The following is a 24,773-nucleotide window of genomic DNA, read 5'->3' on the forward strand; positions in this document are numbered from 1 at the left end:
CCTTGGTCCTCCCTTCTGGCCGCGTTGGTGGCGGTCAAACGACGGACGGTTCGCGGATCAACTCCCCCCGGACGAACCTATCCAGGGTCAACATTGACACGTCAAGGCTGGTCTTCAGGCCGAGGATCAGCTCGGCCAAGAGGATGCCGGTCATCGGCGCCAGCATGAAACCGTGACCGGAGAAGCCGATGGCTTGGAAGAACCCCGGAACCTCGGAGACCTCGCCCAGGATCGGCTGGGCGTCTGGAGTCATGTTATAGAGGCCCGACCACTGTCTGACCACCCTGACCTCTCTTAGGATCGGCATGATCTCGGTGACCTTGGCCGCCACGTCCTCGAGGAATGACCAGGAGTGACCGATGTCGAAGCCCCTCGGCTCGTGCGGGTCGCCGACCCCCATGATGAAACTCCCGTGGGGGGTCTGCTGGCAGTAGAGACCGTGGGCGAAGGACATCACCATCGGTCCTTGAAGGGACCCGACCGGTTCGGTCACCAGAATTTGGTGCCGTTCCGAGTGGACCGGCAGTTCAACCCCGGCCATCCGGCCGACGACTTGGGAATAGGGCCCCGCGGTGTTGACGACGATGGGGGTTTCCACCTCGTCACCGTTCGACAAGACCACCCGCTTGTTTAGTCCGGTCATCGGGATGATAGCGGTCACCGCGGCAAACTTCCGGATGGTCACTCCCAACCTGGCCGCCGCCTCGGCGTAGGCCTGGACGGTCTTGAACGGGTTGAGGTGGCCGTCTTTGGGGCAAAAGGCCGCTCCGAGGAGCCCTTCAGGACTCAAATGGGGGACGATGGCCAGCGTTTCCTCCCGGGTGACCAGCCGGCTGGGGATGTCCAGCCGATTCTGAAGGGCGACGTTCTGCTTGAACTGCCGCCACTGCCGCTCGGTATAGGCCGGCATGAGGTAGCCACCTTGTTTGAATTCCAGGTCCCCATCGAAGCCAAGCTCCTCACCGAGGGTCTCGAATCTCTCGATGCTGCCCTTCGCCAGACGGCAGTTCATCTCCATGCCCCATTGCATCCGCACACCGGCACCGCATCTCCCGGTCGAACCGCTGGCGAGGGTGTTCTTCTCAAGGACGACGACCTTCCCGCACCCGCGGGCGGCCAGGTTATAGGCCACCGCGGTCCCATTGACACCTCCACCGATGATGACCACGTCTGCCGTGGATTTCACTCGCCCTCGCCCCTTTCGCGCTCCTTCCGAGCTTTGGCGAGGAGCCCGAGCTTGATCGGTTTGGTCGGGGGGCGGAAGGTGGACATGGGGATGTCTTCGATTTGCCCGCCGGTAGCTGCGGCGATCTCCTGAAGCAGCAGGAGCCGACACGTCCGCCCCTGGCATTGGCCCATCCCGCAGCGGGACAGCCGCTTGATCTCGTCGGGAGTCTTGTAACCCCGGGCGATCAGCCCCCTGACCTCATCGAGGGTGATGTCCTCGCAGCGGCAGATGATGGTGTCAGGACCCTTATCAGCCATGACGGTCCTCCTCAACCTTGATGTTCCGAGCCACCCAGGCCAGGTTCTTGGGGACGGCGACCCAGACCACGGCCGTCTCCTCCCTGGTCCGCGGCTTCAGGACCCTGACCACGCGGCCCCGACCGACCACCCGACCCTCCCGGTCCAGGGCCGAGACGACCTGGTCCTTCGCCGGCAGGGGAAGGAATTCATAGGCCATCTTGATCAAGGCCTCATCGGGCCCGAAGGTCTCGTCGACGACGAAGATCGCCAGCCCCGGACAGCGGGCGACGCATAGCCCGCAGCCGTTGCATTTCCCCCGGTCAAGGGCGGGGAGGTCGTTGATGTCGGCGAAGGGGGCGATGGCCCCCCGACGGCACGATGAAGCGCAAGGATCGCAGGGGATCCGCTGAAAGCATTCAAGGACGGCCGCCGGCCCCCCGGCCAGACGGGACGTATCCGGTCTGACCCTGGCGAGGTCGGCCTCGTCCGGCGCCCCGGAGCGGCGGAGGGCGTCGCTCGGCCCGGTCGCCTTGCCGCTCATCCCAGACCACCTGCCTTGCGCAATCCGGCCAACCCTGTGCGGATCCTCTCGCCGGTCGGCCCGGCCCGCAAGGCGGCCAACTCTTCCCGGGCAGCGGCCTTCTTATCGGCTACCCCGCGGTCATGCCCGAGGCTGGCCGCCGCGCACAGTCCGGCCAGGCGTCCCCCGACCATGGCCGCCGAGGCCTCCTCGACCCCGGACGAATCGCCGGCCACATAGACGTCTTCAACCGTCGTCCGCATGTCCTCGTCGTGCCAGGCCACGTGGCCACCCAGCTCCGGCAGGTAAACCATCTTGCAGCCGGCCTGCCACATCAATTCGCTCAGCGGGGTCAGGCCGGTCGCCAGGCAGATCACGTCGCAATCAACGGGCTCCTCGGTGCCCGGGAGCGGATGCCACTTCTCGTCGAGCCGCCAGACCACCGCCCCCTGGACCTCCCGTTCCCCCACGGCCTCCTTGACTGAATGGCCGGTCAGGATAGGCACCCCGGCCCGCCGGATCTTGGCCGCGTGGACCAGGTAACCCCCGATGAAGGGGGCCGCCTCGACCACCGCGGCCACCTCCACCCGGGCCTGGAGCAACTGATAGCTGACGATGAGGCCGATGTTCCCGGCTCCGACCATCAGCACCCGCTTTCCGGGACGCACCCCGTGGACGTTCATCAGCGTCTGGACGGCTCCGGCGCCGTACACGCCGGGCCGGTCATTACCGGCGAAAGGTAGCATGCGCTCGGCCGCCCCGGTGGCCATGATCGTCCGCTCCGCCCTCAGTCTGCTCAGCCCGTCCGGCGTCTCTAGATAAAGAACCTTGTCCGAGTAATAGCCAAGGACCGTCGAAGCCAGCCGGACCTCGATGCCGGGCTCCTCCTCCACCGCCGCCGCCAGCCTCCTGGCGATGACGAAGCCGCGCGTGCCGGCCTCCTGCCGACCCGATCCGAAGAATTTGTGGGTCTGCTTGATCAGTTGGCCGCCGAGACGCTCGTCACGTTCGATCAAGGCGACAGTCGCCCCTTGCCTGGCGGCGGCCAGAGCGGCGGACAGGCCGGCCGGTCCCGCGCCGACCACGGCGATCTCCACCGAGTTCATCGAATTTCACCGTGCCCTTCCTGGCGCTCGACGCGCATCCCCTCGTGCAGGGGTTCCGCGCAGACGCGCACGTTGGGCGTCCCGTCGACGACCATCAGGCAAGACGAGCAATTGCCAATGGCGCAAAAAAAGCCCCTCGGTCGGTGGAGCCGCGGGCTTACTCTCAGTACCCTGACTCCTGCCGCGTGCAGGGCCGCGGCAATCGGCTCTCCCTCATGACCGACCAACTCTCGGCCCTCGAACGTGAACCTCACCGGCCGACCCTTGTTGAACTCCAGGATCGGGTGGTCGATGATCCGCATGGATTGATCCCCTCGATTCGCTCTTGACGAATGCCGAGACGTGACCCGACATACCCAAAAGAAATCATTTCGTCCCCGGGTCGAGTAATCCTGCGTTGCCCGGTCAAACCTACTCTGGCAGGCTTTCGCCACTCTTGGGACGATTCGAGAACCGGCCCATCAAGACCCGGCGGAGGGGTGCTGGAATGCCCGGTGCCGACAACCGGAAAAACGCTCCCGACAAGGGCCTGACCTGGACCATTAACGCCGCTCGGCGCCTCTGGCGGCAGTTCGCCCGCCGCCGAGGACACCGCCCGGCCGCCTTGACGGCCGGGGTGGCGCTGGTGGCCGCAGTCGGGCTCTTGACCGTGGCCGTCCGTCTGGTCGGGCCGCCCCTCCTGAAACGCGGCCTTCCAGCCGGCAACGTGCTGATCGCCCCGACCACACCGAACGCCCAGAAAGCGGCCCAGGCCGCCGCCAGGGTCCGCGGCGCCCGACCGGTGGTGGTGGTCTCCATCGGGAACACTATCGTCGTCGGACTCGACCCCAAGGCCACCCCGGCAGCCAGCATCCCTCGGGTCGTCGAGGGAGTCCGCCGGGCCCTGGGGCCGTTCCCCCGCGACGAGGGGGCCATCAATGACCCGGCCAATCCAAGTATCGCCCAAGTTTACGCGACGACCGACGCCGCGGCCGTGCAGGGGCTGACCTCTCTGGCCCAACACTTGAACGGTGGGGCCCCCCTGGCCTCGCTGATAGGCGACCTAATCCCGCTGCTCCGGACGGCGGCGGGGGCGCCCTGAACTCCCCACCGCCGGACTACCGTCACTCGAACACGTCAGGTTAATGCGGCCGATGACGCAAATCGGTCGGGCGCCGCCAGATGGTGGCGCCCGACCTGGTCGTTGCCTTAGCCCGCCTTGATGACCATGGTTCGGTGCCGCGCTTCGGCGCGGTCAGTTTTCCCCGAGGTAGACCCGGCGGACCATCTCGTTCCGCCGCAGGGCCGCAGCCATGTCGTGGAGGGCGATAGCCCCCGTCTGGATGACATAACCACGGCTGGCGACCTGTAAGGCCTGGTGGGCGTTTTGTTCAACCAGGAGGATGGTCGTCCCCAACCGGTTGAGTTCACCGATGATGTCGAAGATCTGCTCCACGAGGACGGGAGCCAACCCCATCGACGGTTCGTCGAGCAGGAGGATCTTCGGGTTCATCATCAGGGCCCTCCCGATCGCCAGCATCTGTTGCTCCCCGCCCGAGAGAGTCCCGCCCTTCTGGCCCAGTCTTTCCTTGAGCCGCGGGAAGAGGGCGGCGACGCGCTCTAGCCCCCTGGTGACCTCGGCTCGCGTCGGGCAGACGAACGCCCCCATCTCGAGGTTCTCGCGGACCGTGAGGCGGGGGAAAATCTTCCGCCCCTCGGGGACGTGACCGACTCGATGGTTGGCGATGACATGGGGCGGCAACCCATCGATCCTCTGCCCTTCCAGGTAGACCTCTCCTTGCCTGGGCCTGAGCAAACCGGAGATGGTCTTGAGGGTGGTCGACTTGCCCGCCCCGTTCGACCCGATCAAGGTGACGATCTCGCCTTGGTCGACCGTCAACGAGATTCCCTTGACCGCGTGGATGACCCCGTAATAGGTGTGCAGGTTGCGCAGCTCAAGCAAGGCCACCGGCGATCACCCCCTGACTGGCGGCCCCGCGGCCCAGGTAGGCCTCGATCACCCGCGGGTCGCGCTGGACTTCCTGGGGCGTGCCCTCGGCGATCTTGACCCCGTAGTCGAGGACGGTCACCCGCTCGGAGATGCCCATGACCACCTGCATGTGGTGCTCGATGAGGAGGATGCTGATCCCCAGCTCGTCGCGGAGGCGCCGGATCAGGGCCGTCGTCGCCTCCGTCTCCTTCGGGTTCATGCCGGCCGTGGGTTCATCCAGGAGGAGCAGTTTCGGCCGGGAGGCCAGGGCCCGGGCGATCTCCAGGCGTCGCTGATCACCGTAGGCCAGGTTTCGGGCCAGTTCGTCTCCGCGTCCCCGCAGGCCGCAATAGGCCAGCAGTTGAACGGCCCGCTTGACGGCCTCCTTCTCCTCCCTGGCCATCCGGCGTGAGTTGAAGAGCACGTCGCCGAGCCCCGCGAGGAGGCGCGCGTGCATCCCGACCAGGACGTTCTCGACGGCGGTCATCGTCGCGAAGAGCCGGATGTTCTGGAAGGTCCGGGTGATCCCGAGGTTGGTGATCTGGTCCGGCGTCCGGCCGTGCAGAGAATGACCGTCAAAGACCAGTTCGCCAGAGGTGGCCGGGTTTATCCCGGTGACCAGGTTGAAGAACGTCGTCTTACCCGCCCCGTTCGGCCCGATGATACTGGCGATGATCCCTCTCTCCAGGACGAAATCGAGGTCGCTGACGGCCGTCAGGCCGCCGAAGCGTTTGGCCACCTTCCTGGCTTCAAGCAAGGCCACGGCCATCACCCCCAAGCGGGGCGGCGGGTGACCCTGGTCCGACCACAGCCCCGCCCCTCCCGCCGTGCCCCTCGATGGCCGGTCCCTCTCCTGGAACCCCCGCTCCCGGCAGCGGCGGACCCGTCGACGTCGGCGTGTCGACATCCTCCCCCGCGGCCTGTTCGAGCTCGTGCTTCCGGCGTTCCGCCGGAATCAAACCAGTTGGTCGGTAGATCATCATGATGATGAGGATCAGCCCGAAGACCAGTTTCTCGTACTTGGCGATTTCGAGCTGCGTCGGCAGCTTCAGGATCCCCGAGTTGCGCAGCTGGCTGAACCAGTCCGAGAGGGACTTGAGCACCTGGAGTTGAAGGACGACCACGCAGGTGGCTCCGATCAGGGCTCCAGGGATGCTCCCCATCCCGCCGAGAATGACCATCGCCAGGACCCCGATGGACTCCATGAATGAGAAGCTCGAGGGGTCGATGAAGGTCTGCTTGGAGGCGAAAACGGCGCCCATGGCCCCGGCAAAAGACGCCCCCATGGCGAAGGCGAGGAGCTTCATCCGGACGACCGGAACGCCCATGGCCGCGGCCGCCGTCTCGTCCTCCCGAATGGCTTCCCACGCCCTCCCGATGCGGGAGCGCTCGAGCCGCCTGGCCACGGTGATGACCACCAAGACGATCAGGAGGACGAGGAAGTAATAGTGGATGCCTTGGGAAAGCTTCAGGCCGAAGATGGCCGGCGCCTGAACCGGGCTGATCCCGTTGGGTCCATTGGTGATGTTGATCGGTTTGTCCAGGTTGTTCAAGACGATCCGGATGATCTCCCCAAAGCCGAGGGTGACGATGGCCAGGTAATCGCCTTTGAGGCGGAGCACTGGGAGACCGAGGAGGATGCCGGCCGTGGCCGCGGCCATCACCGCCAAGACGAGGAACAGCCAGAACCAGTCGCCGTTCAGCGGAAAGCTGACCACACTCTTGGCGATGAAGTTGCCGGCCTGGCTGGAGCCGAAGATCCCCCAGACATAGGCCCCGGTAGCGTAAAAGGCCACGTAGCCCAGGTCGAGTAGGCCGGCGAACCCGACCACGATGTTCAGTCCCAAGGCCAGAGCCATGTAGATTCCGACCTGGATGGCCACATCCAGGTAGTACCGGTTGAGGAGACCGATCCCCGGGAGGAGGACCCCCAGGGTCACGACGGCCATGGCCAGCTTGTACCGGTTGTCGAAGCGGGCGTAATAGATGGCCAGAAGGGATCCGATAAAGACGAGGAAGGCGATGACCGACCTTGGAATCGCGGCCACAACGGCCGTCGTCAGGACGATCAGGCCGGCGACGGCCAGGGGCTTTTCGCTCATCCTACCCCAGATCCGGTCGAACAGGGCGACTAGGATACTCACGGCCGTCACCTCCTAAGCTTTCTCGTGGACGGTCTCGCCCAGGAGACCGCTGGGTTTGAGGATCAGCACGAGGATCAGGATGACGAAAGCGATGACGTCCTTGTATTCAGCCCCGAAGGCCCCACGGGTGAAGACTCCAAGATAGGCTGAGCCGAGCGATTCGATCAGGCCCAGCAGGACGCCGCCAAGCATGGCCCCGGGAATGCTGCCGATGCCGCCGAAGACGGCCGCGGTGAAAGCCTTGATCCCCAAGATGAAGCCGACGTACGGATGGATCAGGGTGTACTGCATGGCGAAAAGCACCCCAGCTGCGCCACCGAGGGCCCCGCCGATGAGAAAGGTCAGGGTGATGACCACGTTCACGTTGACCCCCAGCAGGCTGGCGGTGGCTTGGTCCTGGGCGACCGCCCTGAGGGCCCGCCCCATCCGGGTCCGGTTGACGAAGGCGGTCAGGCCGAACATGATCGCCAGGCACACGGCCACCAGGATGATCGTCTTGACCGGCAGGTCGACCAGACTCGAGAGCCCAAGCGTCTGCCGGTAGAGAACCGGAGTGCTCAGGTAGAACGCGTTTCTCCAGAGGCCTTCGAAGAGGCGCACGGCGTCCTGGAGAAAGAAGGAGACGCCGATCGCCGAAATCAGCGGGACCAGCCTGGAAGCCCCGCGGAGGGGACGGTACGCCACCCGCTCCATGCCCGCCGCCACGGCCCCCGCAAAGGCCATCGCGAAAAGGAGGGCGATGATTAGGGAGACAAAGGCCGGCATCGCCGCCAGAAGCCCCGACGACTGCAGGATGAGGAGGGCTTCGGTTCCGGCGAAGGCCCCGATCATGAAAATCTCGCTGTGGGCGAAGTTGATAAACTCGAGGACCCCGTACACCATGGTGTAACCAAGGGCGACCAGGGCGTACACGAAGCCCAGGGTCAATCCATCGATGATGACCTGGGGCAGCATGGATAGGGATTCCTGCATGGGCAGACGTCCTTTCCAGGCAAGACGAGGGGGCCACGGGCGCCCCCTCGTCAACCCGCCTTCAAACTTACGGCTTGCCCGAGAGTTCCGCGGCGAGTTCGCCCGGATACTTCTGCGCCTTGATCTCGAAGATGTAGATCTTGGCCTTCAGGTTGTCGCCCTTGGAGTCGAACTCCACCGGGCCGACGACCCCGCTATAGACGACCTTGCGCACCTGGGTCGAGACGTCGACCCGAGCCGGCAGCTTGCCGCCGGCGGCCTTGATCGCCGCCTCGATGGCCAAGAGGCCGATGTTGGTCGAGTCGTAGCCATAGGCTGAGTAGGCCCCGATGTCTTTGCCGAACTCGGTCTTGTACTTCGCGGCAAAAGCCTTGCCGGCGTCGCTCTTGGTCACGTCGCCCGCGGCCGTCGTATAGACCACTCCGACCGCATCCTTGCCCGCGATATCGACCAGGCCCTTGTCATCGATCCCGTCGGCTCCCATGAAGTAGGCCGTAATCTTCTTCTCCCGGGCCTGTTTGATCAGCTGGCCAGCCTCCGGGTACATGCCTCCGTAGTAGATCAAGTCCGGCTTTTTCACCTTGACCTGATTGAGGACTGAACTGAAGTCGACCTCGCCCTGGGTGATTCCCTCAAAGCCGAGGACATTGACGCCGATGGCGGCGGCCTTCTTCCGAAACTCATCGGCGACACCCTGCCCGTAAGTGGTCTTGTCATGAATGACAAAGACCGACTTGGCCTTCAGTGTCTCCGCCGCGTACCTTGCTCCCCAGGGACCCTGGAAGTCGTCGCGACCGCAGATCCGGTTGACGTTTGGCAAACCGCGGTCGGTGACCTTGGGGTTGGTGTTGGCCGGGGAAACCTGAGTCAGGTTGTCCTTGGCGTAAACCTCGGAGGACGGAATGGCCACACTGGAATTCAAGTGTCCGACGACCAGCAGCACCTCTTTGTCGGCGATGAGCTTTTCGGCTACGGCCACGCCCACCTTGGGGTCGGCCTGGTCGTCCTGAGGGACGAACTGGAGATCGAAGCCGAGCTTCTTGAACTTCTCCTGGTTCTCCTCGACGGCCATCTGGACACCCAATTTGATGGCCTCGCCCATCGAAGATTGCGACCCGGAAAGCGGACTCACACTGGCCACCTTGATGACCTTTGGTTTGGCGGCGCACCCAGTCATGGCCGTAACGGCAACCAGGGCTGCGATGACCGGAAGGATGAGCCATCTGCTCTTCCGCATGGAAAAATTCACACCTCCCCACGGCAGTTGGACCCCTTTTCCCCGCCAGGAACGGATGGACGGCTGCTTGGCTCCGCCGGTTGCCCCCTTTCGGGCCCCTCCTTTGCCAGCCGAGAGGCAACTCCGGGATGGTTATCCACCGATTCTATATTACAGCAATCATCGGAATTTCCTGCCACGCAGCGGCTGGGCGAGGCACTTTTGGGCATCTCGGGGGTCGAGGGCCATCCGGTCAATGGCGGTCAAAAGACAAAAAAAGAGTCCGCAAGAGCGGGCTCACTTGTGTCCTCCTTCGAAGACAGCGCGTTGCGATGGGATCCCTGGAGATATCCCGGAGGCCAAGCCGGGAGGTTCCCGGGAGAGCCGGGCTCCCGGAAAGGGGTTCCCCTCAGAACCTCAGTGACAAGTCGAGCAGTTGTGGGAACCGCAGCCCGAGCACCCGCCCCCGGTAGGCTTGCCTTCGCCGTTCCGGCCGCCGGTGGAGAAGGTGGAGAAGACACGGCTCAGTCCGGCGTGGCCGCAGCCCGGGCAGACCAGAGGTCCGCCCTTCTCCCCCATCGAGCACAGCTCTTCCACTCTGCGTCCGCACCGGGGGCACTTGAACTCATAAATCGGCATTCACCGACAGTCCCCTTTCGATCGACGATGGCTCTCCAAGGACGGCGCCGAACCGCCGTTGCCGGCGGCCGCTTCCCGCGCCTCGGTGACCAGAGCCTCGAGCATCTCGATGACCTCGCTGGTGTCCCCGGCCCCGGTATAGATCACCGGTTGACTCGGTAGTTGGTCCATCATCTCCGCCGAGCCCTGGGCATACAGCTTGATCGCCCTTACGGTCCGTTTGAGTTCCAATTTGACGCTGGTTTTGAAGCCCTTTCGAGCGTAAGCTCGGACGAGTTTTCTCCTCTCGGGCCCTTTCATCTCCAACAGACGGTCGAGGTAGTCGGCGGCCTCGACGATTTCTCTGAATCTCTCTCGGAGGAAGTCGACCCGCAAGAAGTTGGTCATGGTTTGACCTGGTTCGCTCTTGCCGGCCAGATTTCCTGTCGGCAGGCACTGTTCCAGACCGCCCGTCACCCAGGAATCTCAAATCATTCTAACATAAAAAGGCCTGCTAAACCCAATACTAACGATGTCAAAGGAGGTGGTGTCATTGGCCCAGTTCACGAATCGGCCAAAGCTCCTACCTGACGAGGTCCGCGATCGCTTCAAGTACGAAATCGCCGAGGAGATCGGGCTGCTCGACCAGATCGAGTCGGTCGGGTGGCCGGAGATGCCCTCCAGGGAATGCGGCCGCATCGGAGGCAGGATCGGCGGCAACATGGTCAAGGTCATGATCCGCTATGCGGAGCAGTCCCTCTCGCAGGGCCGAAAGTAATCCCATGAAGACACACTCGACGGGTTAACCCGTATCGGCGGGCGGCGACGCCCGCCATTTGTTTTTCTAAGCGCCCCACTGGACCAGCCGCTTGGCGCCAGGTCGGGCCAGTCGGCCACCAGGACCAACACAAGGGCCGCCGGCGAGGCGGCGGCCCCAAGACGAAAACCTGTCCATTCGTCCGCCACCCCTGGTTATCTTATCCAGCGATGACCGGGATCATATCCTCCTGAGTCCTGAGGGCCAAAGCCTCCTCAGCCGCCCTTCGGCCGCAGTCGATGAACAGCTCCTGGTGATCGAGGTCGATGACACTGGCCGCGGAGAACTGGGGTCGGATGACCAGGTCGGCGGTCTCCGGGCGGGCCGCATGGTTGGCTCTTTGCATGATCTCGATGGAGCGCAGGATGATCTGAAAGATGCCGCTGGGGACCCTCGGCGCCGGCGCTGTTCCGGAGAGATCCACCGCGATGACCAGGTCCGCCCCCATGGCTCTGACGACGTCCGAAGGTACGCTGTTGAGCAGCCCGCCGTCGACCAGGAGCCGTCCGTCTAGGCGAACCGGAGAGAAGATGCCAGGCACAGCGCAACTGGCCCGGACCGCGTCGACGACGCGGCCCTCGTTGATGGCCAGGACCTCCCCGGTGATGACGTCCACCGAGACGGCGGCAAAGGGGACCCTCAACTGGTCGAAGGTCTTCTCCCCAAGGAGCTGAGAGAGCTGAGCCTCGAGGCCGTTGGCGGTGACGACACCCTCGCGCGGGACCGTCAGGCGGAGAAGGTTGCGCCATCTGACCCGTTCGGCCGACCGGCGGATCTCGTCGACCGTCAGGCCGGCCGAGTAGAGGGCTCCGATGATGCTTCCAACGCTGGTGCCGGCGACGTAGTCGACGGGCATGCCGCGCTCCTCGAGGACCGCCAGCACCCCCAGGTGAGCCAGTCCCTTAGCCGCTCCGCCGCCCAGCGCGAGGCCCACTTTCTTCCTGACCACTGGCCACCTCCCCTTCCCCGGCCCTAGACCACTGTAGTGACGACAGCCGACTTTGGTTTGTTCCGAAGCCAGGTCGGGGTCCCCGCGACAATGATCTGGCGCCCAGAGTATCGGAAGAGGCTTGTCCCGCGATTAGGAAAAAATGGGTCGGGCCCCGGCCCGGCCCACCTGATTTAGTCAAAGATTTACCCCGATTGCGCCCGCAAGCAAGCCCACCGCAGAGCCAATCAAGGTCCGCTGGGTGATGGCCAGCGCATTCAGGGGTTCGGGGAAGAGGACCAGACTTACAAGGACCGAAGCGACAACGTAGAGCGCCCCGGTGGCTGCCCCGTGGATCCAGCCGGCCCAGCGGCCCTTCATCCCGGCGTACCCCGAGCCTACGGCAATGCTCAGGAAGCCGACGCCCCCCATGATCGACGGCACGCTTTCTTGGGCGATGGTCGTCTTCAACATGACCGCCCCAAGAACCGCCGAGCAGACCAAGGAGGCAAGGTAGCCGACGACCACCCCGACCAGGACGGAGTCCCAACGGAATACCTTCCTCGGACCGACTTCCTCGACCCGGACTTTTCTTGCCACTTGCCGCCCACCCCCGAGAGGCTACGATTTGCCTTCCGGGGCTAATCTATTTTTTGCCTCCTTTCCATATGTCAGGGCGGCTAGCTAGCGGTCCCCCCAGCCGAGGGCTTGGGCCAAAACCTCCACCGTGTGTCGGACGGAGACGAAGTGCCCGGCGACGACCAGTTCCTGAGCCAGCTGGAGGCGGCAAGCCGGGCAACCGGTGGCCACCAGGCCGGCCCCGGTGGCGATGATCGCCTTGGCCTTCCGTTGCCCGATCTTTCTGGCCGTAGCCGCGTTGAAAAGGGCGAACGTTCCGCCGGAGCCACAACACCCGGCGGGCTCGCTCATCTCTTGGAACCGCGCTCCGGGGATTGCCGCGATGAGGGTCCTCGGGTCCTGGCGGACCCCCTGAGCCTGTGCCAGGTGGCATGGGTCATGGTAGGTCACTGTGAGCGGCGAGGAACTTGGCGGCTCCCTCAACAGTCTCCGCCAGTCCCCCGCCCCTCGACAGAGGAACGTGCTGACGTCGACGACCGCCGCGGCGGCCGTTTTGGCCGCCTCTTTCTCCCTTCCCTGGAGCAACTCCGGATAGGTCTTCCAGGCCTCGGCACAGCTCGGACAGACGAATAGGAGGGGCGATCCGGAGGCCACCTGGCTCCCTTGGCCCCTGACCCGGGCGAGCCAATCGAGGTTGCGACGGGCCGTTTGGGCCGTCCCACTGATCTCCCCATTGACGTAACGTGGCATCCCACAGCAACCTTCGTCGATTCCAACGACGACCCTTATCTTGGCCGCCAGCAGTACATCAATGGCCGCGAGACCAAGACTCGGGAGCATGTAGTTGACTAAACAGCCCAGCCAAAGCAGGACTTCCCCCTGGGCCCCGGTTGGCGTGAAGCTAAGCGAGTTGGTCCTTCGATCGGCTGTCCCGATTACTCCCCGCCTTTCCCGGCGTCGCAAACCTGAAGTCAGACTCCGACCACTCGGGCGTGGATAATAATGGCCGGTTGGGAGGCGCAACCGCCAGAGGCCGCCGGCGGTCGGAGGGCCCGCAAAAGCGACCCTCCAGAACAACCCGCCGAGGCCGGCCAGGCCAGCAGCCGCGCGGCGATCGCCGGCGACCTTGAGGATGGCCGTCTTGGCCAGGCCTCGCCCTCGGCTCTGGTTCAACATCTCCCTGGCCATGGCCATGATCAAGTCCGTCCGGACCCCTGAGGGACAGGACGCTTTGCACGACTTGCAGACGAGGCAGAGCCCAATCGCCTTTTCCACCTCCGGCGTCGGGGCCAACCGCCCGTCGGCCAACGCCTCGATGAGAATCAGCTTCCCCCGGGCGACGGAGAACTCCGTCCCCTCCTCCCGATAAATCGGGCAGACCGCTTGGCAAAAGCCGCAGCGCATGCAGCGGGCGAGTTCGTCCAGGAGGCTCCGTGGGCCGATCTCGCTCATCGGCTTCCCCCCTCCGACGCGGGGGGGAGGACCTTCCCCGGGTTGAGCACGCCACGCGGGTCGAGAGCCGTCTTCACCCGGCGGAGGAGGTCGATTCCGACCGGCCCGAACTGGGCCATCATGAACGGTCGCTTGGCCAGACCGATGCCGTGTTCCCCGGTCAGCGTCCCCCCGAGCCCCAGCGCGGCGGCGAAGATGTCGGCCACGGCCGCCTCAGCCCGCTTCATCTCCTCCGGGTCGCGCCGGTCGGTGAGAATCGTCGGGTGGAGGTTGCCGTCACCGGCGTGCCCGAAGGTCCCAATCGGGAGGTCGTGTTTCTTGGCAATCCTCTCGACGGCTCGGACCATCTCAGGGATCCGGCTTCGCGGCACCGTCGCATCCTCGAGGAAGATCGTCGGTCTGACCCGGGCCAGGGCCGACACGGCCGTCCGCCGGGCGGCCCAGATCTTATCACGTTCGCCGGATTCGGTAGCTACCCGCACGTCGCTCGCACCCACCGCCCGGCAGGCTCGCACAACCCGCTCGCCCTCCCGGGCTACGCTCTCCGGGGCCCCGTCCACCTCGATCAGGACCACCGCCCCGGCTTCTGTCGGCAGGCCGCAGGCCGAATAGGCCTCGACCGCCCTGATGGTCAGGTTGTCAAGGAGCTCAAGGGTGGCCGGTACGACCTTGTCGGCGACGATCCCGGCCACGGCCGCCGCCGCAGAGTCGATGGTCTCAAACACGGCCAGCACCGCCCGGCGCGCCTCCGGCAGCGGCAACAGGCGGACGGTGATCTCGGTGATCACCCCCAACGTCCCCTCCGACCCGACCATCAAGCGAAGGAAGTCATATCCGGAGACATTCTTGACCGTCTTTCCCCCGAACCTGGCTACCCGGCCCTCCCCAGTCACCATCTCCAGTCCCATTATGTAGTCGCGCGTCACGCCATACTTGAGGCCGCGCAGCCCCCCAGCCCCCTCAGCAACATTGCCTCCCAAGGTAGATACGGCCATGCTACCAGGGTCCGGAGGATAGAATAACCCTCGTTCCTCAACCATCTTATGTAGCTGCGCAGTCACCACACCCGGCTCCGCGGTGGCTGTGAGATTGGCTTCGTCGACTTCAATCACTCGCGACAGACCGTTAAGGGCCAGGACGACCGCGTCCTTGCGGGCGACCACTCCCCCGCTGAGGCTGGTCCCGGCCCCCCGGGGAATGACCCCAAACCCACCCTCCGCGCAAAAACCAACCACCGCGGCGACCTCTTCCCGCGTGCCCGGGCGAACGACCGCCAGCGGCGCCTCACCGCCCAACCCCGGAGTCGCATCCTCGGCGTAGACGAGCGTCAGATCGCCGCTGAAGACCTGGCCCCACGGACACAGCCGGCGAAGTTCCGCGACGACCTGTCGACCCTTATCCACCCCTCCCGCCCCCTTGACTGCTTCTACTCTTCGTGGGGTGATTCGCTTCGCCGCCTCCCTCACCTTCATCGCCTCCGTCACGGCAAGAAAAACCGCCCGGCCACCTTCCGGAGGGGCGGCCGACCGGTTTCACCTGTACCAGCCCCACTCGTTGCCGCGTTATGACAATGACGCGAGGACATAACGCGGCGCTTGGTCACGGAATAGGAAGAAGGAGCCTTTCGGCCCCTTCTAGCGTGCGGATACTCTAGCCCTTGTCGGCCATGTTTTCCTCGGCGAATCCAACCATCCGCTTGACCATCTGCCCGCCGATCTTTCCCACGTCGTGAGTCGTCATGTTTTCCCAGCCCTTGCGGCGGATCTTCTGGTCCAGCCCAAGTTCAGCAGCAACTTCCCACTTGAAGCGGTCGAGCGCGGATTCGGCTTCCGGACGGGCCAACTCGCGGTTATCATCCATCGCCGACACCTCCTGGCCGCGTGAGTGAAGCACCGCAGCAAGGGTAGTGTTCCCCGTCTATGGGGGCGGGCATTATGTCACATCTTGGTACGCGGCGACATTCAGCAAGACGGTCACAAACACGGCCAGTACTGACGATGAATGGTCTTAATGGCCTCCAGACGCTGTTCGATGGCTTGTGACATTCCGTCGACCGGCGGAGCGATAGGATCAGTCACCGGAAGGTCCGTACCGAGGAGCTCGTTGGCCACCGCCAAGAGACTGACGGGGAGGACCTCCAGGTTGTAACCGCCCTCCAAGACGGCCAACACCTTCGGCCCCGGATTCGGAAGAAGGGAGACGATCCGTCTCGTGAGGCGACCGAACCCTTCCGAAGTGAGCTCCATGTTGCCCATGTAGTCGGCGAAGTGCGAGTCCTGGCCGGCCGAGACGATGACCAGCTCCGGTGCGTAGCGGTCGGCTATTGGCAAGAGCACCTCGTCGAACAGCCGCTCGTAGGCCCGATTGCCGGCGCCGGACGGGAGCGGGGCATTGATGGTGTACCCCTCGCCCTCCCCCACCCCCACGTCGCTCAACCAGCCGGTTCCCGGGTAGGCCGGGCTCTCGTGGACGGAGAAGAAAAGGACCCCTGGTTCACCGTAGAAGGCCCGCTCTGTCCCGTTGCCGTGGTGGACATCCCAGTCAACGATCAGGATTCGGGCAAGACCGTGCTCCTTCTGGGCATATCGAGCGGCGATGGCCACGTTGTTCAGAAGGCAATACCCGGTTCCGGCGTGCTTTTCGGCGTGGTGGCCGGGCGGCCTTACCAGGCCCAGGGCATTGTCGAGGCGACCGGCCATCAGCTCGTCAACCGCCGACAGGCAGCCACCAGCGGCCAGTATGGCCACGGCATAGCTTTCCTTCGTCACCTGGGTGTCAATGGTCATCTGCCCCCCTCCGCCGGCGGCGTAGCCGGCGAGGAAGGCCAAGTACTCCGGCGAGTGCACCGCGGCCAATTCATCCGGGCAGGCGGACCGCCGCTGGACCTCGGTGAACTGCTTCCGCAGGCCGACTCGCTCGAAGTATTCCAGCGTCCTGGTCAGCCGCTGGGGGCACTCCGGCCAACTGTCCGGGGCGTGCAGCAGGAAATCGGGGTGATAGACCAGGCCAGTGCGACGCAACCGTTAGCCCCCTTCGCCCTTCCATCGGCAAGGGTCACCGTTCAGTCCGAGACTCCACCGGGAGAGGGTCTCCATTACGTCGTGATTGGTCAGATCCAGGTGGATCGGGGTGACCGAGATCAGGTTGTCCCTGATCGCCCCGACGTCAGTATCGGCGCCGCCGGCCAGCGCCAGGTCCTCGACGACCAGCCAGTAGTACAACTTGCCACGGGGGTCAAAACGCCGTTCAAAGATGTTTTCATAAGGGCGCTCCCCCAGGCGGGTCAGGGCCACACCGGCAATCTCCTCGGGGCTCAGCGGAGGGACATTGATGTTCAGCAGGGTCCGCTCGGGCAACCCTCGCCTGACCACCTCCCCGGCCACGTGGACCGCGAAGTTCGCGGCGACCGTGTAGTCCAGGTACTCAAAGGCAGTCATCGATACGGCGATCGAGGGGATCCCCAGAATGACTCCCTCGAGGGCGGCCGAGACCGTCCCGGAATAGAAGACGTCGGTGCCCAGGTTCGGGCCCCGGTTGATACCTGAGACGATGATGCCGGGTGCCTCCGGGAGGATGGCCTTGACCCCGAGCTTGACGCAGTCGGCCGGGGTCCCGCTAACGGCGAAGGCCCGCCCCGGCGTCTTCCCTTCGAGTTGAACCTCCTCCACTTGAAGGGGGTGGTGGATGGTGATGGCATGCCCGCTGGCGCTGCGTTCGCGATCGGGGGCGACGACATAGACCTCGCTCCCCGGGACCGCCTCGAAAGCGACCTTCAGAGCCTGGATCCCATCGGCTCTGATTCCGTCGTCGTTGGTCAGAAGGACGATCATCGGGGCTCGCGGGGGGCCGTGGACAGTCTGGTGACCAGACCGGCAACTTTTCGGCGCAACTGTTCAGTGTTCACCGGATCGAAGGCGACGCTGAATCTCAGCAAGTCACCTTCCCGGAGTTCGGCCGGGAGGCAGGAAGTCGGCCACTCGACCGGGGCCTGTCCCGGCCCCACTCTGAGCAAGGAGACATCCCCGCCCAGCCGTTCGACGACCGCCCTGGTTTCAATCAATCCCTTGTTCCCTCCCAACGGCCGGGCGGCTTTCCTCTCGTCCGGCCTCGCTCCTATTCTAACACCCAGGCTAAGCGGTTTAACCCACCAGACATTCGGCGGCGCAGGCCCCTGCCCCTCCCGCGGGACGGCGAAGACGTCCCCCCGCGGCAAGCTCGCCGGTCACCGTCTGGCGGCGCGTTCCCGAGAGATCACCCGGGGCTCGCGGCCGGCCAGCCAATCCCCGATTCCGGCGAGGACTTCCCCGCTGTCGTTGACCAACACCCTCGGTCCGGGCAGGGACTTCAGGAACTTCTCGCCGTAGGAGGTCGCGCCGGCCCCGACCCTCCCGTCGAGGACCACCACCGCGCCCCGGTCGCTCCTCGAGCGAATCAACCGGCCGAAACCTTGCCGGAAGCGAATCACCGCCAGCGGCAAGAACAGCTGGTTGAAGGGAGAACCGCCAGCCTCCCGGATGGCCTCCGCCCGGGCCTCGAGGACAGGGATGTTCGGGGGCCAGAAGGGCAGTCTGACGATGACCACGCAGCTTAGGGCTGGCCCCGGGATGTCAACCCCCTCCCAGAAACTGGCCGTCCCCATTAGGACTGCCCGAGGGTCGTGCTTGAAGTCTTCGATGAGCCGGCTACGGCTGCCGTCGAGGCCCTGAGCGAAGGGACAGACATCCAGCTTCTCCAAGTCCGGCTTGGCCAGCCGGTAAACCTCCCTGAGCAGTCGATAGGACGTGAACAAGACCATGGTCCGACCGCCGGTGACCTCCGCCAGGTCGACCACGAACCGGGCGATGCTCGGCGCGACCTCTTCTTCCGACTGGTCATGGACTGTGGGCAGATCTCTGGGAAGACATAATAACGCCTGCCGACGGTAGTCGAAGGGTGAATCCACCGCCACCGTCTCCACTTCTTGATCCCCCTCGTCGAGACCCAACCGTCCGCAGAAGTGGCTGAAGCTCCCAGCCACCGAAAGGGTCGCTGAAGTCAATATGACGGCCTGACAGCGACTGAAGAGTCGGTCCCGGACCAGTGGACCGATGGCGACGGGAGCCGCCCTGAGGCGCCCGATGGTCGCCCCGGGACGGCGTTCCATCTCTATCCAATAGACATAATCGGCCGCATCACCCCGGGAGAAGAAAGCCAGGCGGTCGGCCGTCTCGACCAGACCGGCGGCCGCCGCACCCGCCTCGTCGACCAGAGGGTGGGCCTTGAACCAACCCCGGTCGGCCAGGACGGTCAGGTCCTCGATCAGCTCTTTGAGGTGGGCGACCGCCGCCCGTAACCCCGCGGCCGCGTTCTCGGCGGCCACCCGCAGAGGCCGTGACTCCTCCGTCTGGGGGAACAACCGGGCCGTGCGACGCCCCTCCTCGTCGGCCCCGGTGCCCCGCTCCCCCACCCGGCCCAGCATGGTGAAGAGTTCCCTGGTCGATCGCTGGGCGACGGCCAGCCCGTCGATGGCCTTGTCGATCAGCTTCAGCGGGCGCTCCGCCCCCCCGACCGGCATCCCCGGGAGACGAAGCCGGGCCCGGCAGGTCGCCAGGAGGCCCGGTGGGCCGCCTCTGGCGGGCCGGGTCAGGGCTGAGAAGCGGCGGTATAGGTCGCCTTCATCGACCCCTATCCCCAGGTGCTCAGTGGCCACATCCTCGACGTTTTGGGCCTCGTCGATGATCAGGTATTCGTAACGGGGGAGGATCGTATTGGCTACCTGGAGGTCGGCGAAGAGGAGGGCGTGGTTGACAATGACCACGTCGGCCGCTTCGGCGGCTTTCCTCGCCCGGTAGACGTAGCAGTCGTGGGCGTGGTGTGGGCAGTTCGGCCCGGAACAGGTCTCCGCGTCGGCCCGGATGACTTCCCAGAGCCGCTCTTCCCCGGGAGTCATTAGGATCTCGCTTCGATCACCGGTCTCGGTGGCCGCCAGCCAAGCGGCCGCCCGGGCCAGGAAGAGGGCGGCCTCCTCCGACGCGGCCTCGTCTTCGCGGACCGCCTCCCACTTCCGCAGGCAGGCATAGTTGGCCCGACCCTTGACGACGCACCAGCGAGGCCGCCGGGCGAGGGCCCGGGCCAGGCCCGGGAGATCCTTCCTGGCCAGTTGCTCCTGAAGGTTGATGGTATGTGTGGCGACGACCACCGGCCCACCGTTGCGAGCCGACCACAGGCAGGCCGGGAGCAAGTAGGCCAGGGATTTCCCGACCCCGGTGCCGGCTTCGGCGACCAGCACTCCCCCCGCGTTGAAGGTCTCGGCCACCCGGCGGGCTAACTCGACCTGGCCCGAGCGATGCTCATACCCGCTGATGACGGCGGCCAGTACGCCGCCGGGCTCAAGATAGGCTCCCACCTCGTCCGGGTCCAGCCGACCACCGGTCGGGGAGAGGTCCTCTCCACCATCGGCCGGTCTTCCACGGTCGGGGGCTGGGACTCTGGGAGGCGGGTCACCTGCCGTGGCTCCCCCTTCGGCGGCCGCCGCCTCGACGGCCTGACGCCAGAGTTGACCCAGTGGGTCCAGCCGTTTCAGCAGGTTGGCCTGCCGGGTCAGGAGCCCACGAGGCAGTCCTCGAATCGCCCGAAGCAGCTCGAGAAAGGCGAGCGCCGTAGCTTCAGCGTCGTCGCCGGCCCGGTGGCTTCGCTCCCCTCGGGCTAGTCCCAGAGCCTGGACCACGGTGGGCAGGCGGAAATTGGCCAAGGTCGGCCGAACCAGCCTGGCCAGGGTCAGGGAGTCGTAGCCGACCGCGGACGGCCCGGCCAGGCCCGCTTTCGCGCAGGCCGCTGCCAGAAAGGCCAGGTCGAACTGGAGGTTGTGCCCGACGAGCGGCCCTTCGCCAAGGAAGGCCAGGAAGGCCGGCAGCACTTCAGCCACTTCGGGAGCCCCAGCCAGGTCGGCCTGGGCCAAACCGGTCAGGCGGGAGACCCGAAGGGATACCGGGCCAGTCACCCTCGACATGGCTGAGAACCGGTCGGCGACGAAGCCGCCGATCACCTTCGCCGCGCCGAACTCGATGATCTGGTCGGCCGCGGGGTCAAGGCCCGTGGTCTCCAGGTCGATGGCCACGAAGCTGAGTCCGCTTCCATCCGGCCGTTCCCCTTCCTTCAAGGGTTTCCTGCGCCCGCCCCCCACCACCATTCACCTCCCTTCCGGTCTCGCCCGCCTAACGTTCTGACTGCATTCGACCAGTCCCGTCCCGTTTCCCTGCCCGTCCTCGGGCCGGTCGCAAAAACAGGCCGCCACGCCGGTCCCGGCGGGCGGCCGATTCCTGGGATGACTACCCACGTATCGCCTCAGGCGTCCGGCGATTCCAGGTGGCAGGTGTCGTTGAGAAGGACCAGCCGCCACCTGCCGGGCTGCCCGGCGATGGCGCTGATACTGGCGTTGTCCAAAACCAACCGGCCGCGCGGGCCGTGCTCCAAACCCAGGACGGCATAGATCAAAGCCCGTAGCAGACCCCCATGGGAAACGACCACCAGCCGGTCGCCCGGATGATCAGTCAGCTCCTCGAGACGCCTCAAGGCCCGGGCCGCCGCCTCTTCATAAGACTCGCCGGCGGGGAAGCGAAAGCAAGGACGTCTGGTCTGCCACTCGGCGAACGATTCGGGCATCTGTTCGCGCACCTCGTTGAAGGTGAGACCCTGCCATCGCCCAACGTCGACCTCACGGAAGGACCGGTCCAGGATGACCCTCAGGCCGGCCGCCCCGGCCACGGCCTCCGCCGTCTGACTGGCTCGGGTCAGGTCGCTGCTGTAGACTTCGCCGGGTCCGACCCGGCCGAGCCTCTTCCCGAGGGCTGTCGCCTGCCGTTGCCCGGCCGGGCTGAGGGCCGTGTCCATCTGGCCCTGGAATCGCCCTTCGGCATTCCAGCTCGTTTGCGCATGGCGGACCAGGTAGGCCACGGTCTCCTGAGTCTTCTTAGGTTCCCGCATCATCCTTCAATGCTCACCGACGGTGGCGGTCATCCTGCCGGCTTCGAGCTCCAACTGTTTCAGGTCGAAGGGCAGCTTCTCGGGATCGATGACGAAGCTGCTCTTTGTAGTGTCGAAGGTCACCCCCGATGGCAGGGATTGCCTGACTGCCCCGGCTAACGGGCCCAGGCTGGTCGGAAGAGGAATCCCGCCGACTGCTGCGTCGACCACCTTCAGGACCACCTTACCCTCCCCGACCTCCGGTTTGAGGTCCAGGTGAACGCCTACTGGCCGGCCCGCCACCACCAGGCTGACATCCCCGGCGACCACCTCAGGCTTGATATCGACCTGGGCCGCCCTCGGGTAAACCGGGCCATCCTGGGCCGCCGAGCCGACCGCCTTGGCTAGGTAGGCATTGACTTCGGCGTTGGTCATCTCCACCCGGACTGAGACCTTGGGATTCTGGCTGACCGACTTGTGGGCGGCCTCGATCTTCTCCTTGACCTCGGCCACCTGTTTGTCCCGCTGCTCCACGGCCGCCGGGGACTGGTCGACCTTCAGCTCCACCCGAGGGGCGACCAGGCTGGTCAAGCCGTAGTAACCGCCGATGAAGACGACGGCCAGGGCGGCCAGAACCACCCAAGGCCACCTCTTCAGCCGGGCCCGTGACTCCCTAAGGCCTCCCGTGGGCGGCTCTTCCCCGGCCGCGTCAATCCCCTTGACCGGCTTGGCTGCTGGTCTACGGTCCATCAAAATCGTCCCTTTCTCCGTCCCGTGCCGGCTGGAGCGAGGCGGCAGTCCCCCCGCACCATCGTTGGCTCTTGTCGGGTCCTGCACCGTTCCGGTCAAAGCTACAACCCCCTCAGTTGAAGCATCGGCCGAACGGACGCTCGGGATTAGTCCACCCCCGCTACCCGAACGCTTGCGACCAGCCGATCCCGGCCAATGTCGCATCGCTAACGTCCCCAGACTTGGCGCCCGTCACTCACTGCCACGCATGGGTCGCTGTCAGGCGCGGTGTACACCTCCAGGGACGGCTCGCTCGCGGGCCACCTCGGGCCTCAGCGGGTCGGGCGAACCTGGTTCAAAACCCGGCTGATCACCGCGGCCAGACGTCGCGGGTCGGTGGCCAGCGGGCTTTGGCCGCTGCTCCCGGACGCCCCGGCGAAGAGGTCGACGACGGCCGAAATGACCTGACGGGGCCCGTGCCGACCCGACAGGGCCGCCTCCAGCCGACGGCGTTCGATCGCCAGGCCGCGCTCGGCAAGGACGGCGGCGGCCGCCGCGGCCGCTTCCCCCGCCAGTGACGCCAGGCCACGCGCAAATCGCTCTCCATCAAAGCCCGGTCCGGCTTCCAGGGTGGCCAGGCGGCCCTCTCGCCGCCGCTCCTCGTCCCAACGCAGCAGCCGGCGCCTGGCCTCCCCCCGAAAGGACCCGTCGGGCTCCGGATCCTCCTGGAGGAGGATCCCCGCCCTGGGCGGCAGGCCCGGCGGGACCAGACTGACCTCTGACAGCAGTCGCTCGTCGTCTTCCAGCAGGGCCAGGCCGAAGGGCAGGAACTCACCGGTGCACAGATGCACCCGGACCGGCGAGCGGCGGCCGATCCAGGCAGCCGCGGCGATGGTCACGATGATGTGGGCCGGCAGGCTGGCCAGGGCGGTGGCCGCCGGGCGCGGGAAGTCGAGGGGATCGAGGAGCATCCCGGGAGCCCGCAGCCACCGGTCGATCAGCAGCCTGAATCCAGTCGGCGCTCCCCCCACCTTCAGGCGCGGGTCAGGCAGGAAGATGTCGATGCCCTTCAGATTCCGTCCCCGATCGATGGCCAATCGGCGAAGGACACCGTCGCTGATCGTCGGAAGAGTCGTCGCCAGGGCCACGTTATGTGGCCGGTCATAGAAGGACGCATATCTCCGGCCAGTCTGCGCCAACCGGTCGGCGTCCGATATGGCCGGCATTATGGAAAAGCCAGAGCTCAACCCGGCCGTCTTGAGGAGGACCGACCGAAAGGCCGGGTCAAGCGAGGCCCGAAAGCGCACCGCCTCCAGCAGGGTCCGGCCCTCGGCCGCGCTTTCGGCGGCTTGCCCGGCATCGAGATCCCAGAAGCGTCTGGCCTCGGAAGCGCCGCCGCCGGCCGAAGGGTTGGCCCCAAGGAGCAAGAGGCCGCACAGGGCCGGACTCAGCTTCTCGCCAACATGCAGGAGCGGATCGAACTCGCCGCCCCGGGGCGGGCGGACCGCGGCCAGGATGCGGCTCATCGTCCTGATTTCATCCGGCCCGGGGGCGACCGCTCGTCCGGGCTCTCCCAGGCGTCTGAGGAAGCGCCCCGCCTCGCCGGCCGCCTTAGCCATCCGGGGCTGGCGGCGGAGGCCGAAGGTGGCGATTCCGGCGACGAGCGCCCCGCCAAGGACCGCCCAAACCAGCCGGGGGTCGAAAGCGATGAAGGGCGGCCGCTCTTTGGACGGGGCCGGTGCCGTCGGCCGGCGATCGATCCGGATGGTCCCGCCGGCGGCGTCGTAACGGGTGTCGACGTCGAGGAATTCGGACAGGTACTGGTACGGGATCATGGTGTGGTTGGCGACCACCCGCAAGGGCGCCTTGAACCGCTTCTCCAGCCGCCACACCTCGGTGTACTCGCCATTCACCGGAACCTCGAGCTCATCCCGGCCGGTGACGCCAACCGCCTGACGGGTGCCCCGCCAGACGACAGTCAGATCGAGGGCTTCCAACACCGGCCTCAGGGGCACCAATACCTGGCCGTCGATGGCCTGGACAGGGGCGTCTAGGCCGACCTCTCGCCCGTCGACCAAAACCTTGACCGCCATCTCCTTGCTCGCTGGGCTGGGAACGACGGCCGAGGTCCCTTCGGCCCATGCCCGGCGGGGCTCCGGGCCTTGTCGCGTCCACCCCATCGGCCAGCCCAAGAGGGCGACCAGGGTGATCGCAACGACTGCAGCTCTTCGGGTGACCCGCCGAAATCGCATGGCCGCTCCCACCTTCTGCCGGGGTTTCCTCAATTCGACAACCCGTTTCGACCAGCGGTCCGG

Annotated in this window: 26 protein-coding genes; 2 read left to right on the forward strand and 24 right to left on the reverse strand. The window is 65.7% G+C overall.

The features are described from left to right. Window positions 1–34 precede the first annotated feature (34 nt). The 5 genes from VGL40_02300 to VGL40_02320 are packed head-to-tail and all read right to left on the reverse strand — an operon-like array spanning window position 35 to window position 3,395. Window positions 35–1,186: an FAD-binding oxidoreductase gene (locus VGL40_02300; GenBank protein HEY3314102.1), complete on the reverse strand. Its 1,152-nt coding sequence runs from the start codon at window positions 1,184–1,186 to the stop codon at window positions 35–37. Next, entirely contained in the window at window positions 1,183–1,485 is a 303-nt protein-coding gene (locus tag VGL40_02305; protein HEY3314103.1) for a (2Fe-2S)-binding protein, read from the reverse strand. Before VGL40_02305 ends, VGL40_02300 begins: the two co-directional genes overlap by 4 nt. Beyond that, a complete protein-coding gene (locus tag VGL40_02310) occupies window positions 1,478–2,008 on the reverse strand; it encodes a 4Fe-4S binding protein (GenBank protein ID HEY3314104.1) in 531 nt (176 codons plus the stop codon). The genes VGL40_02305 and VGL40_02310 overlap by 8 nt, the downstream gene beginning before the upstream one ends. Beyond that, window positions 2,005–3,093 carry an FAD-dependent oxidoreductase gene (locus VGL40_02315; GenBank protein HEY3314105.1) on the reverse strand — a complete coding sequence of 363 codons (1,089 nt, stop codon included), beginning with the start codon at window positions 3,091–3,093 and terminating at the stop codon, window positions 2,005–2,007. Before VGL40_02315 ends, VGL40_02310 begins: the two co-directional genes overlap by 4 nt. Continuing rightward, a complete protein-coding gene (locus tag VGL40_02320; protein HEY3314106.1) occupies window positions 3,090–3,395 on the reverse strand; it encodes a (2Fe-2S)-binding protein in 306 nt (101 codons plus the stop codon). Before VGL40_02320 ends, VGL40_02315 begins: the two co-directional genes overlap by 4 nt. Window positions 3,396–3,580: 185 nt before the next feature. Here VGL40_02320 and VGL40_02325 point away from each other — a divergent pair, with 185 nt between their 5' ends. Next, a complete protein-coding gene (locus VGL40_02325; protein ID HEY3314107.1) occupies window positions 3,581–4,174 on the forward strand; it encodes a hypothetical protein in 594 nt (197 codons plus the stop codon). Window positions 4,175–4,327: 153 nt separating this feature from the next. Here the strand turns inward: VGL40_02325 and VGL40_02330 are convergent, their stop codons facing one another. The 7 genes from VGL40_02330 to VGL40_02360 form a co-directional block, all read right to left on the reverse strand. Then, window positions 4,328–5,041 carry an ABC transporter ATP-binding protein gene (locus VGL40_02330; protein ID HEY3314108.1) on the reverse strand — a complete coding sequence of 238 codons (714 nt, stop codon included), beginning with the start codon at window positions 5,039–5,041 and terminating at the stop codon, window positions 4,328–4,330. Beyond that, window positions 5,028–5,825, reverse strand: coding sequence for an ABC transporter ATP-binding protein (locus VGL40_02335; GenBank protein HEY3314109.1), 798 nt, complete (start codon window positions 5,823–5,825; stop codon window positions 5,028–5,030). The genes VGL40_02330 and VGL40_02335 overlap by 14 nt, the downstream gene beginning before the upstream one ends. Beyond that, entirely contained in the window at window positions 5,812–7,206 is a 1,395-nt protein-coding gene (locus tag VGL40_02340) for a branched-chain amino acid ABC transporter permease (GenBank protein ID HEY3314110.1), read from the reverse strand. The genes VGL40_02335 and VGL40_02340 overlap by 14 nt, the downstream gene beginning before the upstream one ends. A 12-nt stretch (window positions 7,207–7,218) precedes the next feature. Then, window positions 7,219–8,178, reverse strand: coding sequence for a branched-chain amino acid ABC transporter permease (locus VGL40_02345; protein ID HEY3314111.1), 960 nt, complete (start codon window positions 8,176–8,178; stop codon window positions 7,219–7,221). 67 nt (window positions 8,179–8,245) lie between these two features. Beyond that, the gene (locus VGL40_02350) at window positions 8,246–9,415 is read right to left on the reverse strand and encodes a branched-chain amino acid ABC transporter substrate-binding protein (protein HEY3314112.1); all 1,170 of its coding nucleotides are present in this window, start codon (window positions 9,413–9,415) and stop codon (window positions 8,246–8,248) included. A gap of 396 nt (window positions 9,416–9,811) precedes the next feature. Beyond that, window positions 9,812–10,033, reverse strand: coding sequence for a zinc ribbon domain-containing protein (locus VGL40_02355; GenBank protein ID HEY3314113.1), 222 nt, complete (start codon window positions 10,031–10,033; stop codon window positions 9,812–9,814). Further along, window positions 10,034–10,420: a hypothetical protein gene (locus VGL40_02360; protein HEY3314114.1), complete on the reverse strand. Its 387-nt coding sequence runs from the start codon at window positions 10,418–10,420 to the stop codon at window positions 10,034–10,036. Between the two features lie 145 nt (window positions 10,421–10,565). Between VGL40_02360 and VGL40_02365 the strand changes: the two genes are divergently transcribed. After that, window positions 10,566–10,790, forward strand: a complete 225-nt coding sequence (locus VGL40_02365) for a small, acid-soluble spore protein, alpha/beta type (GenBank protein ID HEY3314115.1) — start codon at window positions 10,566–10,568, stop codon at window positions 10,788–10,790. A 199-nt stretch (window positions 10,791–10,989) separates the two neighbouring features. On the opposite strand, the gene VGL40_02370 is transcribed toward VGL40_02365, so the two are convergent. The 12 genes from VGL40_02370 to VGL40_02425 form a co-directional block, all read right to left on the reverse strand. Beyond that, complete coding sequence (locus VGL40_02370; protein HEY3314116.1) at window positions 10,990–11,778, reverse strand: patatin-like phospholipase family protein; 789 nt, start codon at window positions 11,776–11,778, stop codon at window positions 10,990–10,992. Window positions 11,779–11,955: 177 nt separating this feature from the next. Further along, complete coding sequence (locus VGL40_02375) at window positions 11,956–12,357, reverse strand: TIGR04086 family membrane protein (GenBank protein ID HEY3314117.1); 402 nt, start codon at window positions 12,355–12,357, stop codon at window positions 11,956–11,958. A gap of 84 nt (window positions 12,358–12,441) precedes the next feature. Next, window positions 12,442–13,788 (reverse strand): (Fe-S)-binding protein, encoded by a 1,347-nt coding sequence (locus VGL40_02380; protein HEY3314118.1) that lies wholly within the window; start codon window positions 13,786–13,788, stop codon window positions 12,442–12,444. Further along, window positions 13,785–15,191 (reverse strand): FAD-linked oxidase C-terminal domain-containing protein, encoded by a 1,407-nt coding sequence (locus VGL40_02385; GenBank protein ID HEY3314119.1) that lies wholly within the window; start codon window positions 15,189–15,191, stop codon window positions 13,785–13,787. The genes VGL40_02380 and VGL40_02385 overlap by 4 nt, the downstream gene beginning before the upstream one ends. Before the next feature lie 247 nt (window positions 15,192–15,438). Further along, entirely contained in the window at window positions 15,439–15,648 is a 210-nt protein-coding gene (locus VGL40_02390) for an alpha/beta-type small acid-soluble spore protein (protein ID HEY3314120.1), read from the reverse strand. Between the two features lie 113 nt (window positions 15,649–15,761). After that, complete coding sequence (locus tag VGL40_02395) at window positions 15,762–16,808, reverse strand: histone deacetylase (protein HEY3314121.1); 1,047 nt, start codon at window positions 16,806–16,808, stop codon at window positions 15,762–15,764. 3 nt (window positions 16,809–16,811) lie between these two features. Next, a complete protein-coding gene (gene surE / locus VGL40_02400; GenBank protein ID HEY3314122.1) occupies window positions 16,812–17,618 on the reverse strand; it encodes a 5'/3'-nucleotidase SurE in 807 nt (268 codons plus the stop codon). Beyond that, window positions 17,615–17,848 (reverse strand): hypothetical protein, encoded by a 234-nt coding sequence (locus tag VGL40_02405; GenBank protein HEY3314123.1) that lies wholly within the window; start codon window positions 17,846–17,848, stop codon window positions 17,615–17,617. Before VGL40_02405 ends, surE begins: the two co-directional genes overlap by 4 nt. Window positions 17,849–18,010: 162 nt before the next feature. Further along, window positions 18,011–20,956, reverse strand: a complete 2,946-nt coding sequence (locus VGL40_02410) for a helicase C-terminal domain-containing protein (GenBank protein ID HEY3314124.1) — start codon at window positions 20,954–20,956, stop codon at window positions 18,011–18,013. Window positions 20,957–21,111: 155 nt separating this feature from the next. Continuing rightward, on the reverse strand, window positions 21,112–21,753 hold the full coding sequence (locus tag VGL40_02415) for a histidine phosphatase family protein (protein ID HEY3314125.1): 642 nt from the start codon (window positions 21,751–21,753) through the stop codon (window positions 21,112–21,114). A gap of 3 nt (window positions 21,754–21,756) precedes the next feature. Continuing rightward, window positions 21,757–22,479 carry a hypothetical protein gene (locus tag VGL40_02420; GenBank protein ID HEY3314126.1) on the reverse strand — a complete coding sequence of 241 codons (723 nt, stop codon included), beginning with the start codon at window positions 22,477–22,479 and terminating at the stop codon, window positions 21,757–21,759. A 311-nt stretch (window positions 22,480–22,790) separates the two neighbouring features. Continuing rightward, window positions 22,791–24,773, reverse strand: a 1,983-nt coding sequence (locus VGL40_02425) for a stalk domain-containing protein (GenBank protein ID HEY3314127.1), incomplete at its 5' end; no start/stop codon positions are given.

Source organism: Bacillota bacterium, assembly GCA_036504675.1.
Classification (GTDB): Bacteria; Bacillota; Sulfobacillia; order JAJYWN01; family JAJZPE01; genus DASXUT01.

Bases quoted from the DNA above. Each gene is read 5' to 3' on its own strand.
- VGL40_02305 (HEY3314103.1), bottom strand. From the start codon at position 1,485: ATGGCTGATAAGGGTCCTGACACCATCATCTGCCGCTGCGAGGACATC.
- VGL40_02310 (HEY3314104.1), bottom strand. From the start codon at position 2,008: ATGAGCGGCAAGGCGACCGGGCCGAGCGACGCCCTCCGCCGCTCCGGG.
- VGL40_02315 (HEY3314105.1), bottom strand. From the start codon at position 3,093: ATGAACTCGGTGGAGATCGCCGTGGTCGGCGCGGGACCGGCCGGCCTG.
- VGL40_02320 (HEY3314106.1), bottom strand. From the start codon at position 3,395: ATGCGGATCATCGACCACCCGATCCTGGAGTTCAACAAGGGTCGGCCG.
- VGL40_02325 (HEY3314107.1), top strand. From the start codon at position 3,581: ATGCCCGGTGCCGACAACCGGAAAAACGCTCCCGACAAGGGCCTGACC.
- VGL40_02345 (HEY3314111.1), bottom strand. From the start codon at position 8,178: ATGCAGGAATCCCTATCCATGCTGCCCCAGGTCATCATCGATGGATTG.
- VGL40_02350 (HEY3314112.1), bottom strand. From the start codon at position 9,415: ATGCGGAAGAGCAGATGGCTCATCCTTCCGGTCATCGCAGCCCTGGTT.
- VGL40_02355 (HEY3314113.1), bottom strand. From the start codon at position 10,033: ATGCCGATTTATGAGTTCAAGTGCCCCCGGTGCGGACGCAGAGTGGAA.
- VGL40_02360 (HEY3314114.1), bottom strand. From the start codon at position 10,420: ATGACCAACTTCTTGCGGGTCGACTTCCTCCGAGAGAGATTCAGAGAA.
- VGL40_02380 (HEY3314118.1), bottom strand. From the start codon at position 13,788: ATGAGCGAGATCGGCCCACGGAGCCTCCTGGACGAACTCGCCCGCTGC.
- VGL40_02390 (HEY3314120.1), bottom strand. From the start codon at position 15,648: ATGGATGATAACCGCGAGTTGGCCCGTCCGGAAGCCGAATCCGCGCTC.
- surE (HEY3314122.1), bottom strand. From the start codon at position 17,618: ATGATCGTCCTTCTGACCAACGACGACGGAATCAGAGCCGATGGGATC.
- VGL40_02410 (HEY3314124.1), bottom strand. From the start codon at position 20,956: ATGGTGGTGGGGGGCGGGCGCAGGAAACCCTTGAAGGAAGGGGAACGG.
- VGL40_02415 (HEY3314125.1), bottom strand. From the start codon at position 21,753: ATGATGCGGGAACCTAAGAAGACTCAGGAGACCGTGGCCTACCTGGTC.
- VGL40_02420 (HEY3314126.1), bottom strand. From the start codon at position 22,479: ATGGACCGTAGACCAGCAGCCAAGCCGGTCAAGGGGATTGACGCGGCC.